The sequence below is a fragment of the Photorhabdus viridis genome, from assembly GCF_040256935.1.
In the GTDB taxonomy this organism is placed as follows: Bacteria; Pseudomonadota; Gammaproteobacteria; order Enterobacterales; family Enterobacteriaceae; genus Photorhabdus; species Photorhabdus viridis.
Genome location: NZ_JBEJZY010000039.1, coordinates 26548 through 44920, shown reverse-complemented (window position 1 = coordinate 44920; position 18373 = coordinate 26548). Strand labels below are relative to the sequence as shown.

The window sequence follows — 18373 nt, the reverse complement described above, 5'->3', positions numbered from 1 at the left end:
CGGTCAATTTTGATCTCAGTTGGGCAAAGTAATCTACAGTTTCCATCATTTTCTCCGTGAATTATGAGGCAGTGGCGAATGTCACACTCGCCAATATGGTCAGGACGGCAGTTAATGCGGCGGCGCTCACCAAGGCGGCAGCGGCTAAAATTTCCACCAGTGCAATCAGTGCAGCAGCAACGGCAAGGGTGACAAGAATAACAACGGCAACGCCGGCAACAATCACAACCACCATTCCTTCACCTACCCGGTGAACTGCGCGGTTTGGAGCAGGAGGGTATCTATCAATATCTGAACGCGGTGCCGCTAATGTCAGAGACAGGGTAAATAATGATGAGAGCGCTTCATTTAACGTAAAATTGACGACCGCAAAAGTCATGGGGGCCAGGTTGCCGATGGTGCAGGAAAAGCGGAGTCCGGTTTTCATGGTTTTTCCTCAATGACATAATCTTTTGGTGTCCGGGCATTATTGAAAGATGTCCAGTATTCATGACCTTCCAGCCCCGGAGAATATCGGTAGCACTCGATTCAGGGATACATGATGCAAGGTGTAGTCTGTCTATTATATGATCAAACGTTAATTGGAATTTATATGTTGATTTAATAAATATCAAGATTGATATTTTAAAGATGTGTAAATCTCACTTTATAACAGTCACTGGTGTAAATTTTATCGGTGTTTAAGTAACATAGTGATTTAATTTATTTCGAAAAGTTTGATTTAAAAAAGATTTATTTAATCAAGTTATGGCGCCATGATAGCCCAATATCATAAGCTGAAATTAATGGTTAATGAATTGTTAAGAAGGTGAGGAATGTGACGTTATGTTGTTTTGGTCGGGGATTTGATGTCGTATGGAAGCAAGGTATTAGCGCTGAAACGACTGGAGGATATGACACATGGCTAAAGTAACTCCTATCTCACATTCGGAAGTGAGAAAACGTCTTCTTAATACACCGGAAGCTCTGCAAGCCTATGCTGAGGCCACAGAAGAATATGAGTTGCTAGAATAGCTCACTGAATGGCGGGAAAAGGCAGGCCTAAAAAAGTAGATGTGGCTAAACGGATGGGAATTAACCCGTCTGCAGTTACCCGGATTGAGAAGAATGTAACGAGAGCTAGCTAGCACACACTTAAACGTTATGCTGCTGCATGCGGAGTTGAATTATCTTTGACTACGAAATAATGTTGTAAAATGCGTGTTCTGTTGGTGATAACAGGCAGAGGCATACTTATCTGGTATGCCCTAAAATGGCTTCCAATTAAGGAAGCCATTTTTCTGCGATATTCCCACCTAGAATCTCGTTTTTTTCAGCGAAAGTAAAAACAGCATATTTTTAACGATAAAAGCGCTGATTAAAAACCAGAGAAAAATGAAAAACGCATCAATATAAGTAAGGTTAAGACAAATAAAATAAGCCATTGTAATACCAATAGCAGAATCGAGCTGATCGAATAAAATAAACAGCTGCTTATTTTGCTTCGGATGTTGTCCCGGTGGTGCGCCGAGTTTCCTTTTCAACCAAGAGTTTGGCAATTCGAAAAGAACATAACCTAAACCTGCCAGGAACCCGGTAAATAAGCAGGAGGCAATCGTCCGTGGAATAATGGTGTCCTGTGTTTCGGTACAGAGTATTAACCACAGCGGTGAAAATAGCGCGGTAATAATGGGTACAGCGATAAAACCACGCCAGGTCTTGTTGTAACCAAAATAGCGTTGGTGTACCGGGATAGCCCAGCAGGAAAAATAGTTTTTCGTAACAATCACCATGTGTAAACAACCACCAAGGATAACGGGGATAAGTAAAATCCCCGCGTGATAAAAACTATTGAACATAGAGACTCCAGAAATGAAGACCTGTAAATAAAACAAACCCTGCAAGTGTTGTACTGATGATAGTACTGAGATGTTTGAATTTATAAAACGGGCGATCCCATAGCATGGCAATACTGAATGCAAGGAGCGCTAATGTCAGTAAAAGATGGGTCAGCCCCGGCGTTGCCACCAAACCTACCAAAGCGTAACTACTGACAATAAATAAGCTCCAGAATACGGGCATACCAAGATAGGAGAGTCGATCTTTATCCTGAATATTTCCGACTTCATTAAATACGGATAATCGCAGACAACCGCTGATTATCATTAAGATAATAAACAGCGAATACCAGGATTGATAACCGGAAAGGTATAGGATGATGGACGGTGAGATCAGGTAAATAAGTTGATCCATAAATCCATCGAGATAGCGGCCAAAAGGGCGGACAATATCTAAATTCCTGGCCAGAATACCATCGAGTGCGTCGCCAAGCATGGCAAGATATAAGAACGCAATGGCGAGATAATACCAATGCTGTAATGCGGCTGCCACGGAGAGAGCGCTAAATACCGCTCCGCCAATAGTGATATAGTCCGCTCTGTTTAGCTGGATAATGAAATGGTTACTGTTCATAATTTTTCCTTGTATGGAAAGGAGGATAATTGGCCTTTCCTGAGCATATTTATCAGTGCTATGCGGTTTATTTTGCTGTTATGGCGAATGTCGACGGGAATAGGATTGGCATAATAAATCCGGGTGACCAGAGTGAGATTCAGTTCGTCTAAAATGGCGGATAAACCTGTCGGCAGGGTGGTACTTTCCAATATCAGCGCGGCTCCACTCAAAGGATGCAACACGAATGCGCTCCGGGCGACGTTTGACAGTTCATTGATTCTTTTTTCCACCATGTAGGGATGGATGATGCGTCCATCATCTAACAGCACCTTGTCTTTTACCCGTCCAAGCAACCAGAGCTGCCCTGCGGTATCCAGGTAGCCGATATCACCGGTACAGTGCCAGATCCCTCCCTGTTTACGCGGGAGTTTGTTTTCTTTCGTCGCTTGAGGATTATCAATATAGTCTTTGAGCACATGAGGCCCAGCCACCAGAATTTCACCGATATTACCGGTAGCCAGCGGAGTAATTTGCTGGGGATCAGCGGTTATCTCTCTGATACATATTTCCGCTTGGGCGATAGGTTTCCCGACCAGATAACCATCATGTGTTGCCCAGTGATTTAATTGTGTTGTCATTTCGACTGTACTGATCGGTTCAACCTCGGTAGAGCCATAGACCACCAGACGCAGAGCATGTGGGAAGACTGTCTGGCAATTTTCAAGCAGTTCCTTATTGGCAGGCGCGCCGCCCACGATGACAGTGCGTACATTGGGGAATGACAATCCCTTATTTCTAGCATAATCAGTGACTTTGCTCATATAAGCGGGTGCGCCGCTGAGGCAGGTGATGCCCTTATCTTGCAACTGCCCGACGATCTTCTGCGCATCAACCGTTGCAGGATGGGCAAAATCAAAATCAGGCAGAATACTGGTGTTGCCGCAGCACAATGAATGCAGCACCATGACGGGGAAACTGTGCAGGTCGATTTCGCTCTTTTCCCCGGGGAAAATCGCTTTTATGGCATAAAGTTGTGCTAACAGGCTGTCATGTGTACGGTTTGCACCTTTAGGCATACCGGTAGAACCAGAGGTAAAAGTAATTAATCCAGTTGTATCCTGCGGTAAATCCCGGCAGATAAAGTTATTCATTGATGAATGTTGGCTGGGCGCTTCCAGTATTTTCATGCCCCAGATAGGCTGTCCGATAACAAAACGGCGCAGTCGCCACAGCTCGGGGATCAGAAACCAGAATTTTCCTAACGCAGGTTGGGCAATAACCGCCGATAATTTACTGTGCCGTAGTATCTCCCGAAGTTGTTTTTTGGAAAGTCCCCGCTCAAGCATAACTGGAACCAGCCCCAATCCTAGAATGGCGATAAGCAATGGGTAAAGTACTAAGCCTGGTTGAACGATCACTAATAAGCGATCGCCGGCTACGAACCCGGCTTGGGTTAACAGATGCTGGAAGTGGGATGCATGAGAAAAAAATTCCCGAAAACTTAAACCACTGCCGTGTGGTGCTTGCAGGGCTAAATGCTCAGGGTATTTTTGGGCCGCATTGACAATTGGCTGACAAATATTTGTCATACGAGCCTCCTGTGATAAAGCGCATATTGATGTCTGGTAGCAGCGGGTGTATTGAAAATCCGTTCTGCGGTCTTTAATGATGTGTTGTCTTCACGCATCAGGGCTGCTCCCAGGCGGGGGTGAATGCGGCTGGTGCTCTGCTGATATGAGTGATATAGCGCGTGATATAGCCGACTTCCCCGGTATTGCGGTGCGACTGCTACGGTTTTCAACAAGCCTATAGCGGGCTGACCTTTTTGGCTCACGGATAAGCTAAGAATTAATCCGGCAATCTCACCGCTGTCGGTTTTAGCTAGGAATGATGCAGGGTAATGGCAAAAAGGTTTAATAAACTCCTCACTGCAATACTGTTTAAATGTTGTCCATGACGGTGTGGTGTAAGCGAAATTTTCGCCGAAGACCGAATCGATAAAGGAATATAATCTAACCTGTTCCTGCATCCATAATTCCGGCGTTAGCGGCAGTAATGTCGCCTGAGTATCAGGGAGCTTTTGCCCGCGCTGATAGTCCAGCCGAAAATTGTTTGCTACTGCCTGAGTATCGTCGAATATTGAGGCGTAGTTGTAACGGATACTAAACCCCAATCTTTCTAACAATAGGGAATAATAAGGTGGGTTGTAAGGTTCATGCTCAAAGGGGGGTACATCAAAATGATCAAGTCGGACGCGGTAATGCCCGAAGGTCGAAAAGTTAATCGGCCCGTAGAGATTGTGGGCGCCATTTTTCTTGGCCCACTGTTCCAGGGCGCTAAACAGCATGGTGTTGCTTGCCATATCATTATCGGTTTCCCAAAAGCCGAAAAACGCGGCGGATTGACCATCAACGGCATGGGGCACTAAAAAACCAGCAAGGCGGGTTTTCCCCGGAATACAGCCAATCCAGGCTTTGCTGTGATTAAACCAGGGATTTTCTAGACTGAACTGTTGTTGTACCTTCTCCCGGTCTTCGCCAGGCCAGAGCGGCCAGTCACGGTAGATTGTTGCCGGAAGATCGAGAAAACTTTCAGGCAGTGGGTTGGCCGGGAACCATTCGCCCATGAAGATGTCAGACATGTTCGCTCCTTGCAGGTAATTCTTCTGTAGTGGTGTCGTGCAAACGGATAACACTCCCGGTTGCACCATCCATACGTACCCGATCGCCATCTTTTAAAATTTGGGTAATCGCTGGAATGCCGACAATAGCGGGGATCCCCAGTTCACGCGCGACAACAGCAGAATGCGAGAGGGTGGAACCGCGTTCGATTAATAACCCGCCTGCGGTAGGGAATAGTGGCGCCCAACCGGGATCGGTACGGACGGTACAAAGGATCTGCCCTGCCAATGACATCTCATCCTGTGGGTTTTTAATTAAGCGGATAGTCGTTTCAACTACCCCTGGATAACAGCCTATGCCCTGTAGCATCTTGCTATCGGTGGGTACTTGTTGTTCTTGATAGGGATAGCTGTAATCTTGCTGTTGATACAGCGAGCCTCTGATAAAGAAGTGGTGAGCAGGCTCATCCTCTGTTTCGTAGCTGGCGTATTCCTGTTTGCGTATAGCGACTAAAGGCTTAAGCTGGGTCTGTACTGCTGTTCCTTCGTAACCGCTGTAGATCTCCTCTAACGTCAGATAGAAAATATCGCGGGGTTCAGCAAGAAGCCCTTCTAATGCATATGCCTGTCCGAGCTGTATGAAAATATCCCGGTATAGCCCAAACATACGGGTTCGGGTGAAGCGCATATTTTCCCGGTGGCGTATCGCCTGACGTAATTTACGCAGATTTTTTTTGAAGGCTTCCATACGCCTGGAACCAAGTTGCTCGTGTATTTGCTGAAATGCCGTGTTTTCAGCCTGAGTACGCAATTTTCTTTCCCGGCTGGACAAGGTTTCTGGTGTGAGGGTATCGATCGCAAGGTAGTTTTTTATTATCAGAAAGAGAAAACTGGGATCTTGTTTTAGCGTAATGGTTTCCAGCTTCAGCTCGCCCATAGTGCGATCGCCATATTTTTCAATATAATCAATGCACTGTTGGTGGAAAGATGTATCGAGTTTGCGTACCTGAGTTAACAGGGTACGTGCATCGCCGTGTGTTAGCAGGGTGCATAATTCTGAATTCTGGCGTGCGTACTGGCACATTTTCAACAACACTTTGGTCGGCTGGGTGCTTTCTATATCTTCATCCCCGGAGAGAAGATCGCCTAATAATGCGGATGAGTTTTCAATACCCGCGGCGGTCAGCCCCCGGTGTACCCGGCCATTAAACATCATCACGTAGAAGTCATTCAGGATAGGCGTCGTCCAACGTTGTAGCAGATGTTTATCCAGATATTTCAATTTCTCGATCAGCTGGCTGCTGTTGCAGGTGTGCAGTTCAGTTCGTTTTATGGCGGCAGCATGCTGTTTAAACTGTTCTAAGAAGAGTTCTACCCGCTGATCCATCGTTCTGAAAGCATATAGCAAGCGCAGGAGCGCCCACCCCATCTGTGGGAGTTTTTTTATTTTACCGCCCAGTGAAGGTGTTTTATCTTCAATAAAATCAACCGGGTCTTCCAGCCCCATCATTCTTTCCATATCTTTTTTATTGGTTTGGAAAGAGGGCAGTAATAATAGTCCTTTGTACCAATTGTTGATGTTGTAATAGATTCTGCCTTTAATTAAACCGAGCATGTTTTCCAACATGGAACGATGCTGGTTAACGTGTTTATCCGAACAACCTAAGGCACGTATTGTCTGTTCATAAACGGTGGCATAACCTGCGCGGGCAAAAGAGAATGTCAGTGGCGTTGTTATTCCACAATAAGATTCCTGAATATTGGAATTATCGAAAATAATATGGCGTTCGCTTTTATCATCCAGACGGGGCAACCGGGTAATTGGCCGGGTCTGTAGAATAAAGATTTGGTGGTTTTGAATCGTCCATTCAATATCTTGTGGACATCCCCGTGCTGCGGCGATTTTTTTGCCAATATCCCGTAATGTATAGATTTCGTTATCGGATAAAGTCGGTTCCCACTGTTCTTCTTCCGCGACGGGCATCGTTACCGTACCGCTGCCGCTGGTGGTATCGAAAACACTTGCTGTCCCTTTTTGCGTAATATGACGCTCGATTTCAGGCGTGGTGAGATGAACGGAAAATTCATCGGTATCACATTCGCCGGAAACCACACCTTCTCCTGTGCCCCAGGCGGATGAGATGAGGCAATGTTGTCTGTTGCCGGTCACTGGATGAGCAGTAAACATGACGCCAGAAACCTCACCGGCAACCATATTCTGAATGATGACAGCGCTACGGATATTGCCCATCGGCAGCTGTTTGTGTAAACGATATTGTAATGCGCGGGTATTAAAGGCGGAGGCCATCACGGCGCGTAAACTGTCGGCAAGGGCGGATTTGCCACGCTGAAACAGATAGCTGTCCATCTGTCCGGCGAAGGAGGCGTTGGCTGCATCTTCACCAATAGCTGATGAGCGAACAGCAAAAAACGCATCCGGGTAATTCTCTGACAAAAGAGCTAATTCTTTTTCTAACTCAGCAGGCAACGGAATCGACTGTAGCCATTGGCGCAGAGGGGCGGCGATGGCGTCGAGTTTTTCCTGGCTAATATCATGCGGCACAGCGGCTAATTGTGCCACAATGTTAATCGCAAACGTATCGTTGATTAATAAACCGTTCAGCACTTCGCTGCTGATGACCCAATAATCAGGTACAGGGAAACCGTTTTGCGTAAGCCATAATAAATTAGCCGCCTTACCGCCTAAGGAATGTTCTGCTAATTCAATAGCGCTATCTTGAGTGTAGAGATATTTCATGTTGTTCCACCAATGCAGCAATAGTACACCGTGCCTACATGATGGCCCTATCTGCGCGTAATAATATTGGCGTAGGTCAATCAATAAGACTCGAATGTATTACAGCACCCTTATTTTAGAGGAAGAGTCAGTTAAATAATTTATTTGGGTTACTATTAGTTCCGCGTTTAGTTCCGCGTTAATGAAATAAGCCAGCGGATAGTTTTCATTGTGCGTTCCATAAATGGATAGCCAACGACATTATGCGCCATCATATAAAGCGGTATTCTTCTCATCCATAAATCACGTAATGCGAGCTCATAACCACGTCGCCAACTGATTGGATCGAGAGAAATTCCCGATTTTTGTTCAAGTTCGACCCGGTGCAGTTCAATATAAGAGGCCACACTGTCCACATCGCTATGCTGGTCTAAACTAAAGGCCAGTAATTCAGCAAGGTCGCGCTGTGGCAGATGCAAAGTAGACAATTCCCAATCCCAGGCACATAAACGCAATCCTTCTTCCTGCTGCCGGAAAGCAATATTCCGTGGGTTGAAATCACCGTGGATCAACGTCCTGGGCATTTGCTCGATTTCTTGCCACCAAGTGGCGGCATTATCTACCCAGTGCTGAAAGTCTTGTTGTTCTTCGGCGGTGAACAACTCAGGGAATGTTTGGTGAATAAAATTGCCTAGTTTTTGCCACAGGGGCTTCATTTGTGAAACGGTATCGGCGTCAGGAATTTGCAGTTGTGGGAATTTCCACATAAGTTCTCCTTCCTGCCCTAACCAGATGGAGTGAATATCGGCTACCCCTCTGATGGCAGTTTCAAGATGGTGCTGTTCCCACGGTGTTTCCAGGTTAATATTGTTCATTAGCACCATATCCTGGAGTAATTCTTCAATCAGGGCATAAGTTCCGGTTGCTTGATTTTCAATCACACCATAGATAACGGGGATATAACGCATCAACTGTGGATTTTGCTGATTCATAATAGCCAGCTCGCGGCTATGACTTTGGTGAAATTCAAGCTGGTGGGCAAAATCTTGGAAAACAGCAAACAATTCAGGGGAACAGTGCTTGGCAATATCCAAGACCATTTTAACGATCTCACTCCCCAAAGGTTTCAGTTTCAGCATCACTGGCAGAGTACGTTGCGCGGATGTCGTCATCGTAAAGGGAAATAAACCAATTAAACGTTCTGCATAATTCGAACTCAGATGTGTCAGCAGGCTGTGCTCATCATTGCCAGAAAATTCGGGTTTGATCGTGGTCAGGTGAGCTCCCTGTAACACAGGATTAAAGTTTGCCTGCTGGAAAAATGGCAGATCAAGCTCCTGTAGGGTGTGCGGAATAATACCGTTAGTGTGGGGTGGGCGGTTGCGGCCAAGTCTTTCATGTGATTGGGCGAACTCATCCGCTGCAATCGCTGACAGTGTTGAAATATCAAGAGCCAGGCAATAACTGGCGATGATTTCAGCCAGGCGGGCAGTGCCGTTTTCATCGGTGCAGCCTAGCATGTTCAGACATTCACGTTGGTGTGGTAAATAGGTCCCGCCACCGACTGTTCCTACGATTAGCGAGGGCAGTGTGACACTGCAATAAACTCGGTTATCGGCAGTTAGTGTCATGTGTAAATGCGCGACTGATGATTCATGCACACAGGCGATGTCTTGACCGAGGGCAGTAAACATACCGGCGATAACATTTGCTGCATTAATATTTACGCCGACCATCCCTGAGGCGATAGCCCCCTCGCAGATATGATGATAAGCCGTGACAAGTTGTTTCGGAGTGACTCTTAGGATTTGCTGACAGGATTCAGCACTGAGATAAACCTCGGCGACGACACGTGTCCCACGTCCTTCAATAAACGTTTTATAAGAGACTTTTTTATCGCCGGAAGTATTACCATCTATTATAAAGTGGCGCAGTGGTATAAACGCCATCTTGGCGAGTTGTTTTTGGATCCATTGGCATGCATACCAGGTGCAGACGGTAGTCATATTTTGGCCTGCTGCTGCCGCTGTATTGTAGATGAATTGCACATGGACGCTGCGCCCAATGATTTGAGGTTTTATTTCCAATAATCGCGCATGTTTGGAGTGGCGGCCAATTTCATGTCGTATTTCGCTGAGATGCTCGTTAATCCAATCACTGAATATGACGCTGTGTGCTACGCTATGAAATTCAAAACGGGGGGCTCGTATCATGCGTTGGCCGAGCACACGGGTAGTGGCGCCGCCTGATTGCATAATGGCAAAGGAGCCACGGGATATCGACGCAATTAAAGCCCCTTCTGTGGTGGCGAGCGGTGCATAATATACCCCTTGAGCGTATTGTCCCTTTATCAAGAGAGGGCCGGCGATCCCCACAGGGATTTCTATTGAACCAATAAATCCCTCAATGGTTTTTGTTAGTTTCGTCGCATCCAAATGGGTTGCGGCTACGTGTTCCAGTGGATGCCCAGTATGTTTTGCCAGATAATCCAGGCGTTTTTGCCGGGCTTCCTCGGTATATGTATAGAGGTGGCGGCGGGGCAATAATTCTGCTTGAGTTGCTTCTGGGCGGACGGCAGATGCTTCTTGGTGTTTAATGCTGAATGTGTCACGTGATAATTCGAGAATAGAATCTCGCGCACAGTTTTTTATGTGAGCAGTGGTATTATCTGAGACATCAAATACACATGATTGGATTTCTTTTTGCAACATAACTCTATTTCCTTTAATACCTAAGCAAACCCAAGCTTTATTAAGATGCTGGCAGTGCAAACTGAGTAACCCAGTACCATAAATATTCCCACTACAGCCTCATCGCGTTTGCGATTTTGGATGGTGGGGCGATGAAGGAATTTGCCTAATTGCCATAGACATAATGCATAACAAACGACCAAGATAATTAACGCCCATAACGCTATACCATCAGTGGTGATATTGATTAGCCAAATCTGTAACGCCAACATTACGGTGAGTAATGATGCGATAATAGCGACGGCTATTTTTCTGCCAAAAATAGATGAATAAGTCGGTATTTCCAGACGCTCTTCATCCGGACCTTTACATTTGCGTGTAATTTCGAAACTGAATCCGGAGAAAAAGCACAATCCCATTAAAACCCATATTGGGAAAGTGAGTGCGACGTTAGGGCTGGCGATATTGCCCAACCACCAGATAATGAGCGGCATTACCAGCATATGGGAAATGGCGTACCAAGTGAGGTGCTGGTTTAACCATTCACTGATAAAGAACTCTTTCCCCATAAGGCAAGTCCAGATAAAGACTAATAGCCAGGCAAAAGTGACCGAGCCAACGCCTCGATCTAAAAATAGGCTTCCACCCAATTGCAATGCGATACAGCAGATACCGAGTACTCGTAGATTTTTCAGCGTAATAATACCGCGCTGTAAGATCCTCTGTGGGTGGTGTTCACAATCCAGTTGATAATCCTTATGCTCATCGAATATCCGTAATAGTAAAAAATAGGAGAAGGCCATCAGGCAACCGAGCAGGATTTCCCATGACAAAACAGGCTTTTCCCCTATTGAATAAAAAGCTACGGAATAGCTGATGATATAAAAAATAAAGAAAAGCGGTGCATTTTGTAGCGGGAAACGCTCATCCATCCATAGCTTTATCCTCTTACCAATGAATTTTGAATAGATCTCTTGGCCTTCCATACGTCATTCCTATTTATTGTATAAAGATTAAACTAATATACGTTTGTAACAATCCAATCCGAGGATAATAAATCCAAAAGTAAATCTTAATAAAGTCTATACGTGCTTTTTAGCCGGTAGCCGTAAGAAATACGTGTCGACCAGCGCCATACGTTAAGCCAAAAATTTGCAATCCGCTATAATCAGGATGTGTAAATTTAAATATCAGTATGCAACTTATGTTTACATTTTATTTCATAACTGTATGTTTGTATGATATTTTTGGTTTTTTTGATTGAAAAATAATGGGTCTTGATGTCATGTGTCGGTCTGATATAAATGACATCCACCCCGTTATCTACAGCAACTATGTTCCACATAAATAAGCTTTTTGTGGAGCAAGTCTGTTCTATATGAAATACTGGAATAAAGTAATAATAATTAACAATTGTAATTAACTTAATGGTGAGATGTTTTGATTTAGAGCAGTTTATAGGCGGATATTACCTCAATAGTTGAAAGGTACAATTTACAACTGGTTCTGTATTGGATTCTTGATGTAGGATCGGAGAAATACCGATATATTCTGGTTGAATAGCTATGCTACTTTATTAAGTAAGGAGTTTGAGCTGTGTTAGGAAAAATCCGCGATCTTAATCTGCGCTGGTTTACTACTGTCCGTGATAATCATTTAGTTGTCAGCCAACATAAGCAGAGAGAGGTTAATTTTATCGGCGAAGCCAATAGTCTGATTTTAATAGCTACCCGCAAAGAAGAACTGGATATTTTGTCTTTCCTGAGTTGCTGTCGTTTGTGTATTACAGGAGATACAGAATCAGGGTTGTATGTTGGAAATTGTGTAGATGCGATAACGCTGAAGCCTATGTCTATGTCTATGTCTATGTCTATGCCTATCGCTCTTCGTACCGGTTTATTGCGGTTGGTTGAGTATATTAAAGTTAGTTTACCGGAGGGCGCAGAACATGCGCGATTATCATGTTGATCAGGGTAGAAATTCCAGTAGATGCAGCGGGAATAGATCAATTACTGCGGGAATCTTTTGATACCCCGGCAGAAGCGGAGTTGGTACAGCAATTACGAGAAGATGGATTACTCACGTTGGGTATGGTTGCTACGGATGAAGAAGGTCAGGTTATTGGTTACGTGGCATTCAGTCCGGTAGATATTAATGGTAAGGATCATCAATGGGTTGGTTTAGCGCCGTTAGCGGTTGCTGAAGAATATCGCCGGCAGGGGATTGGTGAAAAACTCGTTTATGAAGGTCTGGATAGCCTGAATGAATTTGGTTACGGCGTAGTCGTTGTTTTAGGTGATCCGCACTATTATCGCCGGTTTGGTTTTACGCTTGCCAGTGAGCACCAGTTACATTGTAAGTGGCCAACGTGTGGACCTTATTTTCAGGTATATGAATTAGCTGATAGTTCCTTGGCTGATTATACTGGGCTGGTTACTTATTCTCCCCATTTTGACTGTTTCTGATTGATACCAAATATTTTGCTATACAGGTGGGCTGGCAAATAACCAGCCTCTCTTTTTGTTGTTTACTTAATTGCTTTACCTGATATTCCAATCGTGAGGCACTGGCTCTGTCGCCGGCATAACAATTGAAAACCAGTTGTAATGGTCCTTTCCCTCTCAGTGCTTTTGCTCCTTTACCTTTTACATGTTGTGCAAAACGGCGGTTGATGTCTGTCGTTATCCCTGTATACAGCATCCCTGCTTTCGTTTTCAGCAAGTAAAGAACCCATTGATTTTTAGCCATATAATTTTTTCTTAATTTTTTATTTTTGAGATTTATATTTTACTAAGACGTTTTTTCTATATTATTTTTCCAAATAACTTAATTTAAGTCATTATAATATAAAAGTTTTATTAAAATTTGTTACATATCAAATTCCTATATATCGTATTTTTTGTTCAAAAAAATTGAAAAAAAATAGCAATAATTGCTAATTTTTATTCTGGCCGTTAGATCATACTATGATCCACATCACAGAGAGTAACTCATTCCATTAAAAATTGATCAAGGATCATGTTATGAAAATTGTAAAATATATCGCTGCTGCTTTGACTTTAAGTGCTATATCTTTTGGTAGTATGGCAGCAACAGAAGTTCAAACTACTTCATCTGCCAAGGTTGGCGTGGTTTCTGTAACCGGTGCTGATACCTTGGAAGGTTTGAGTGCTGAATTGTCCAAAAAAGCTGACAAAGCTGGCGCATCTTCTTTCCGTATCATATCTACTAGTGGTAAGAACCAATTGTCAGGTGTTGCTGAAATCTATAACTAATTTATAGTAGAACACACTGAACCCTGACTTTGTCGGGAGATGTCAGAACACGCCGAAAGATGATGTTTATCCCGGCGTGGTTCTGGGTTTCCAGGCTAATAAAATCCTCCCATTGGAGGGAGTGTGAATACCACTGAAAACTTTCAGATTATCCGGCAATACCTCGCAAGACAGCACGTCTTCACGCTTTGCACGACAACAGAAAATGATATCTGGTGTGCAAGTTGTTTCTATGTTTTCGATGCCGAGAAAAAAGCTTTTTGGTTTATGACTGAATCCCATACCCGTCATGGTGAAATGATGCAGATAAACTCACAGGTGGCAGGTACTGTTGCCGGGCAGATTCGTAATATCGTGCAGATAAAAGGTATTCAGTTCAAAGGGGAAGTCATTCGTCTAGAAGGAGAAGCAGATAAAGCTGCCAGAGCACGTTATTGCCGCCGCTTTCCTGTGGCAATCGCGGCTAAAACACCTGTTTGGCAACTGAATCTCAGTGAAATAAAAATGACTGATAACACGCTGGGATTTGGTAAGAAAATCTGCTGGCAGCGATAAAATTATCTTAGTCGATGAATCATCTGGTTGCGGCTGCCGCGCCATAATAAGCCGGGATCATAAAGATTCTGGATAAATTTGCCATCTACCAGCACATTAATATAGCTAACAACTTCCTGTTGGGCTTTGCTGAGTTCACTTAGCAGATAGCCAGTCCACAGCCAGATATCCTTTTCAGGGCACTCTACCGTGACCTGTTTTACCAGTTTCAGGATCACGGATATGTTGTGCGGATGAAGAGGATCGCCGCCAGACAGAGACAGCCCTTGCCGTTTAATGCGGTTATCCTGTAAATCAGCGATAATATGGTCTGCCATTTCTTGGGTAAATAGTTGGCCGGAGTTTGTTCGCCAGGTGCTTTTGTTATAGCAACCGGGGCATTGGTGCTCGCATCCTGCGACAAACAGAGTACAGCGGGTTCCGGGACCGTTAACCACATCAACCGGGTAATATTGGTGGTAATTCATTTTTTAGCCTGCCTGAATGCATCTCATTGCCCATTTGTCAGATGTTTTACTCTGCGTTTTACCTCTTCTTGCTTGCCTGCATTGAAGGGGCGGGCGTCAGGACTTCCCAGATAACCGCAGACACGGCGGGTTACCGATACCCTAGAGGGGGCATGATTGCCACACCGGGGGCAGGTAAACCCTTTACTGGTGCAGGAAAATTCACCGGTAAATCCGCAGTCATAGCATTCGTCAATGGGGGTATTGGTCCCGTAATAAGGAATGTGTAAATAGCTGTAATCCCAGACATCTTCCAGTGCTTTCAAATTATGTTGCAGATTAGGATATTCGCCGTAACAGATAAAACCGCCGTTTGCCAGGGGTGGATAAGATGCTTCAAAATCCAGTTTATCGTAAGGATTGGCCTTCTTTTCAACGTCAAGATGAAAACTGTTGGTGTAATAGCCTTTGTCTGTCACCCCTTCGATAACACCAAATTCGGCGGCATCAAGGCGGCAGAAACGATCACATAGGTTTTCACTTGGTGTGCTGTACAGGCTAAAACCATAACCCGTCTCTTTTTTCCATTGATCAGTTGCTTTTCGCAGATGGCTAACAATTGCGAGAGCTTTTACACGTAATTGCTGGTCATCAAATAGATGAATCTGATTGCCATACAATGCGTTAATGGTTTCATGAATGCCAATATAGCCCAGAGAGATAGAAGCCCGGCCATGTTTAAAGATTTCAGCGATATTATCGCCGGCTTTCAGGCGAACCCCGCAAGCACCTTCCATATAAAGGATTGGAGCAACCTGTGCTTTGACATCTTCCAGACGGGCAATACGAGTCATCAATGCTTGTTTTGCCAGTGCCAGACGCTTATCCAGCAATCGCCAAAAATGTTTTTCATCTCGTCTAGCTTCGATAGCAATCCGAGGCAGGTTTAAACTGATAACCCCCAAATTATTGCGACCTTCATGAATTTGCTCGCCATTTTCTTCATAAACACCGAGGAAACTGCGGCAGCCCATTGGGGTTTTAAAGGAGCCAGTGACTTTAACAACTTGATCGTAGTTAAGAATATCAGGGTACATTCGCTTGCTGGCGCATTTTAGAGCCAGTTGTTTGATATCGTAGTTGGGGTCACCAAACTTATGGTTCAGGCCATCACGGATAGCAAATACCAGTTTGGGGAATACCGCTGTTTTGTGGTTCTTGCCCAACCCGGCAATACGGTTACGCAGAATAGATTGTTGGATTAGGCGGCACTCTTTTGAAGTACCCAGACCAAAGCCAAAAGTGACAAAAGGTGTTTGTCCGTTGGCGGTGTGCAGTGTATTAACTTCATATTCCAGTGACTGGAAAGCGTCGTAACACTCTTTTTCTGTCTGGGCTTCAGCGTAAGATTTTTTATCGGTAATATCCCACTCTTCAGTAACGGCCAAGTGTTTGTCATAGCTGGCTTTAACGAATGGCGCCAATACTTCATCTATACGGTTAATCGTGGTACCGCCATAAATATGGCTGGCAACCTGGGCAATAATTTGAGCAGTTACCGCTGTTGCGGTTGCAATGGATTTGGGGGGCTCTATTTCAGCGTTACCCATCTTGAACCCGTTGGTTAACATGCCTTTCAGGTCGATCAGCATACAGTTGAACATCGGGAAAAAGGGTGCATAGTCCAAATCGTGATAGTGGATTTCGCCTCTTTCATGAGCCATTACCACATCACGCGGCAGCATGTGCTGTTTGGCATAATGCTTGGCAACAATTCCTGCCAGCAGATCGCGTTGGGTTGGAATAACTTTACTGTCTTTATTCGCGTTTTCATTAAGCAGGGAAATATTGCTCTGTTCGACCAACCCCCTGATTTCCTGATTAAGGCGGCTGCGAGATTCCCGGGCAAGATCCCTGTCATGACGATATTCAATATAGAGACGGGCAAGGTGCTTATAGTTGCCTGCCATCAATTGGTTTTCTACCGAGTGCTGAATATTTCGTATATCAACTTGACTATGGTCAGCCATTAACTGCGTTACTGCGGATGCAACTTGAGCACAGTACTCATCATCTGTGACTCCAGCGGCAGAAGCGGCCTGTTTTACGGCATCTCTGATACGGATTTCATCAAATGGTACCTGACGACCATCTCGTTTTATCACAACAGTTTTCACAATATAACTCCTTGAGAATGTTATCCAAAGGTATAAGCCATTCCCGTTCTGATATTCAGCTTCAATAGAGGTGATGCTATATATGGTTTGTATTTTTATATTTAAGCACAATATGTAGTAAGTTAAAGTGAAATAATAACGACCTGGTTTGATCTAAAACAAAGAATAGGAAGCTATATCTGGGAGATAGGAAAAAGTAAAAAAACCTTGGTCAATGGGTGAACTGACCAAGGGTTGATAGGAAATGGAATAGGGATTATTTACGAACGGCGATAGCTTCGATTTCGATTTTAACGTCTTTTGGCAGACGGGCTACTTCAACGCAGGAACGTGCTGGGAAAGCGGCATTGTGTTCTTTGAAGAATGCTTCATAAGTCGCGTTAACAGTGCCGAAGTCATTCAGATCTTTGACGAAAACAGTTGTTTTAACGATGTCGCCGACAGTCAGGCCTGCTTTCTCAACGATAGCTTTAACATTTTCCAGTGATTGACGAGCTTGGGCAGCGATATCTTCTGCGACATTACCTGTTTCTGGATTGACTGGAATCTGACCGGAAGTGATTACCATACTGCCCAGATCAACACCCTGAACATATGGGCCAATTGCAGCAGGGGCTTTCTCGGTATTAATCTCGTATGACATAGGTTCTCCTGTTAATGTAATAACTGAATAAATATTTTAACAAAGGGACTATTATAGTGCCCGTATAGTGCCCGTACTTGCCTCAGCAACTGGCATAGATTATTTACTTGCTGAGTATCACCACATTGCGATCAAACTCTTTCTCGCAGTATTTGCAGGTCAATACCACATCTTCAAATGTGACTTTGACCCGAAAACTGCTTTCTACCGGCTCATTGTGGCTGATGCAATTGCTATTAGGACAGACTAACACGCTATCAATACGCTCAGGCAGGTTAATTGGCAGTTTTTTCACAACTTCATAGTCTTCAATACAGTTCACCGTTGCATTCGGCGCATACATAGCAAGCTGATTAGCCTGTTGTTCTGTCAGAAATGTGTTTTCGATTTTGATGAGATCTTTTTTACCTAACTGATTGGAAGGCAGGTTCAGGCCGATGGTAATACGTTGATCGGTTTCAGTTAGCTTAAATAGAGAGAGTAACTTGAAACCTACCTGAGCTGGGATATGGTCAATCACCGTACCGCATTTAATGGCTTCGACTTGTAGTTGATGATCTTGGGTCATAGTGTGCTGTATGAATACATTTTAGTGACAACTATTTCTGTATTCATCCTCCAGATATATTGTTAAGAATCGATACATCTTCCATTTTAAGTGGCGCCATCCTGTTTATCCAGATAAGACGCAGGTAATTCAGTGTCATTCTACGGTGGTTATTCCGAAAAGTTGCGGGGCTTGGGAGAAGAAGAGATTCGTATCCACTGCCAGCTATGTGTTGGAAACAACGTAACCT

General features: G+C 44.3%; 17 protein-coding genes. 4 read left to right on the top strand and 13 right to left on the bottom strand.

Annotated features, from left to right (window positions below):
- Window positions 1–61 precede the first annotated feature (61 nt).
- The 8 genes from ABR397_RS16655 to ABR397_RS16620 form a co-directional block, all read right to left on the bottom strand.
- A complete protein-coding gene (locus ABR397_RS16655; protein WP_350306736.1) occupies window positions 62–427 on the bottom strand; it encodes a hypothetical protein in 366 nt (121 codons plus the stop codon).
- Window positions 428–1295: 868 nt separating this feature from the next.
- A complete protein-coding gene (locus ABR397_RS16650; RefSeq protein WP_350306735.1) occupies window positions 1296–1838 on the bottom strand; it encodes a CDP-archaeol synthase in 543 nt (180 codons plus the stop codon).
- A complete protein-coding gene (locus tag ABR397_RS16645; RefSeq protein WP_350306734.1) occupies window positions 1828–2451 on the bottom strand; it encodes a CDP-alcohol phosphatidyltransferase family protein in 624 nt (207 codons plus the stop codon). The genes ABR397_RS16650 and ABR397_RS16645 overlap by 11 nt, the downstream gene beginning before the upstream one ends.
- Entirely contained in the window at window positions 2448–4022 is a 1575-nt protein-coding gene (locus ABR397_RS16640; RefSeq protein WP_350306733.1) for a fatty acid CoA ligase family protein, read from the bottom strand. The genes ABR397_RS16645 and ABR397_RS16640 overlap by 4 nt, the downstream gene beginning before the upstream one ends.
- Complete coding sequence (locus ABR397_RS16635) at window positions 4019–5074, bottom strand: hypothetical protein (protein WP_350306732.1); 1056 nt, start codon at window positions 5072–5074, stop codon at window positions 4019–4021. Before ABR397_RS16635 ends, ABR397_RS16640 begins: the two co-directional genes overlap by 4 nt.
- The gene (locus ABR397_RS16630; protein WP_350306731.1) at window positions 5067–7811 is read right to left on the bottom strand and encodes a phosphoenolpyruvate synthase; all 2745 of its coding nucleotides are present in this window, start codon (window positions 7809–7811) and stop codon (window positions 5067–5069) included. The genes ABR397_RS16635 and ABR397_RS16630 overlap by 8 nt, the downstream gene beginning before the upstream one ends.
- A 167-nt stretch (window positions 7812–7978) precedes the next feature.
- Window positions 7979–10501: a phosphotransferase gene (locus tag ABR397_RS16625; RefSeq protein WP_350306730.1), complete on the bottom strand. Its 2523-nt coding sequence runs from the start codon at window positions 10499–10501 to the stop codon at window positions 7979–7981.
- A 20-nt stretch (window positions 10502–10521) separates the two neighbouring features.
- Window positions 10522–11466 (bottom strand): prenyltransferase, encoded by a 945-nt coding sequence (locus ABR397_RS16620; protein ID WP_046974898.1) that lies wholly within the window; start codon window positions 11464–11466, stop codon window positions 10522–10524.
- A gap of 610 nt (window positions 11467–12076) precedes the next feature.
- Between ABR397_RS16620 and ubiT the strand changes: the two genes are divergently transcribed.
- On the top strand, window positions 12077–12448 hold the full coding sequence (gene ubiT, locus ABR397_RS16615; protein WP_350306729.1) for a ubiquinone anaerobic biosynthesis accessory factor UbiT: 372 nt from the start codon (window positions 12077–12079) through the stop codon (window positions 12446–12448).
- Window positions 12442–12945, top strand: coding sequence for a GNAT family N-acetyltransferase (locus tag ABR397_RS16610; RefSeq protein ID WP_350306728.1), 504 nt, complete (start codon window positions 12442–12444; stop codon window positions 12943–12945). Before ubiT ends, ABR397_RS16610 begins: the two co-directional genes overlap by 7 nt.
- Here the strand turns inward: ABR397_RS16610 and ABR397_RS16605 are convergent.
- Window positions 12914–13228, bottom strand: a complete 315-nt coding sequence (locus ABR397_RS16605; protein ID WP_350306727.1) for a GIY-YIG nuclease family protein — start codon at window positions 13226–13228, stop codon at window positions 12914–12916. The genes ABR397_RS16610 and ABR397_RS16605 overlap by 32 nt on opposite strands.
- Window positions 13229–13503: 275 nt before the next feature.
- Between ABR397_RS16605 and bhsA the strand changes: the two genes are divergently transcribed.
- Both bhsA and ABR397_RS16595 read left to right on the top strand, forming a co-directional pair.
- Window positions 13504–13755 (top strand): multiple stress resistance protein BhsA, encoded by a 252-nt coding sequence (bhsA, locus tag ABR397_RS16600; protein ID WP_350306726.1) that lies wholly within the window; start codon window positions 13504–13506, stop codon window positions 13753–13755.
- 123 nt (window positions 13756–13878) lie between these two features.
- On the top strand, window positions 13879–14310 hold the full coding sequence (locus tag ABR397_RS16595; RefSeq protein WP_350306725.1) for a YhbP family protein: 432 nt from the start codon (window positions 13879–13881) through the stop codon (window positions 14308–14310).
- A gap of 2 nt (window positions 14311–14312) precedes the next feature.
- Here ABR397_RS16595 and nrdG read toward each other — a convergent pair whose 3' ends face one another.
- The 4 genes from nrdG to pyrI form a co-directional block, all read right to left on the bottom strand.
- Complete coding sequence (nrdG, locus tag ABR397_RS16590; RefSeq protein WP_350306724.1) at window positions 14313–14777, bottom strand: anaerobic ribonucleoside-triphosphate reductase-activating protein; 465 nt, start codon at window positions 14775–14777, stop codon at window positions 14313–14315.
- A gap of 23 nt (window positions 14778–14800) precedes the next feature.
- A complete protein-coding gene (gene nrdD, locus ABR397_RS16585; protein ID WP_350306723.1) occupies window positions 14801–16933 on the bottom strand; it encodes an anaerobic ribonucleoside-triphosphate reductase in 2133 nt (710 codons plus the stop codon).
- A gap of 256 nt (window positions 16934–17189) precedes the next feature.
- The gene (gene ridA, locus ABR397_RS16580) at window positions 17190–17576 is read right to left on the bottom strand and encodes a 2-iminobutanoate/2-iminopropanoate deaminase (protein ID WP_350306722.1); all 387 of its coding nucleotides are present in this window, start codon (window positions 17574–17576) and stop codon (window positions 17190–17192) included.
- A 103-nt stretch (window positions 17577–17679) separates the two neighbouring features.
- Window positions 17680–18144: an aspartate carbamoyltransferase regulatory subunit gene (pyrI, locus tag ABR397_RS16575; protein ID WP_132352965.1), complete on the bottom strand. Its 465-nt coding sequence runs from the start codon at window positions 18142–18144 to the stop codon at window positions 17680–17682.
- Between the last annotated feature and the right edge of the window lie 229 nt (window positions 18145–18373).

What these genes read in the sequence shown, in the direction of transcription:
- ABR397_RS16655 (WP_350306736.1), bottom strand. Translation starts at nt 427, where the DNA reads ATGAAAACCGGACTCCGCTTTTCCTGCACCATCGGCAACCTGGCCCCC.
- ABR397_RS16650 (WP_350306735.1), bottom strand. Translation starts at nt 1,838, where the DNA reads ATGTTCAATAGTTTTTATCACGCGGGGATTTTACTTATCCCCGTTATC.
- ABR397_RS16645 (WP_350306734.1), bottom strand. Translation starts at nt 2,451, where the DNA reads ATGAACAGTAACCATTTCATTATCCAGCTAAACAGAGCGGACTATATC.
- ABR397_RS16640 (WP_350306733.1), bottom strand. Translation starts at nt 4,022, where the DNA reads ATGACAAATATTTGTCAGCCAATTGTCAATGCGGCCCAAAAATACCCT.
- ABR397_RS16635 (WP_350306732.1), bottom strand. Translation starts at nt 5,074, where the DNA reads ATGTCTGACATCTTCATGGGCGAATGGTTCCCGGCCAACCCACTGCCT.
- ABR397_RS16630 (WP_350306731.1), bottom strand. Translation starts at nt 7,811, where the DNA reads ATGAAATATCTCTACACTCAAGATAGCGCTATTGAATTAGCAGAACAT.
- ABR397_RS16625 (WP_350306730.1), bottom strand. Translation starts at nt 10,501, where the DNA reads ATGTTGCAAAAAGAAATCCAATCATGTGTATTTGATGTCTCAGATAAT.
- ABR397_RS16620 (WP_046974898.1), bottom strand. Translation starts at nt 11,466, where the DNA reads ATGGAAGGCCAAGAGATCTATTCAAAATTCATTGGTAAGAGGATAAAG.
- ABR397_RS16610 (WP_350306728.1), top strand. Translation starts at nt 12,442, where the DNA reads ATGTTGATCAGGGTAGAAATTCCAGTAGATGCAGCGGGAATAGATCAA.
- ABR397_RS16605 (WP_350306727.1), bottom strand. Translation starts at nt 13,228, where the DNA reads ATGGCTAAAAATCAATGGGTTCTTTACTTGCTGAAAACGAAAGCAGGG.
- bhsA (WP_350306726.1), top strand. Translation starts at nt 13,504, where the DNA reads ATGAAAATTGTAAAATATATCGCTGCTGCTTTGACTTTAAGTGCTATA.
- nrdG (WP_350306724.1), bottom strand. Translation starts at nt 14,777, where the DNA reads ATGAATTACCACCAATATTACCCGGTTGATGTGGTTAACGGTCCCGGA.
- ridA (WP_350306722.1), bottom strand. Translation starts at nt 17,576, where the DNA reads ATGTCATACGAGATTAATACCGAGAAAGCCCCTGCTGCAATTGGCCCA.
- pyrI (WP_132352965.1), bottom strand. Translation starts at nt 18,144, where the DNA reads ATGACCCAAGATCATCAACTACAAGTCGAAGCCATTAAATGCGGTACG.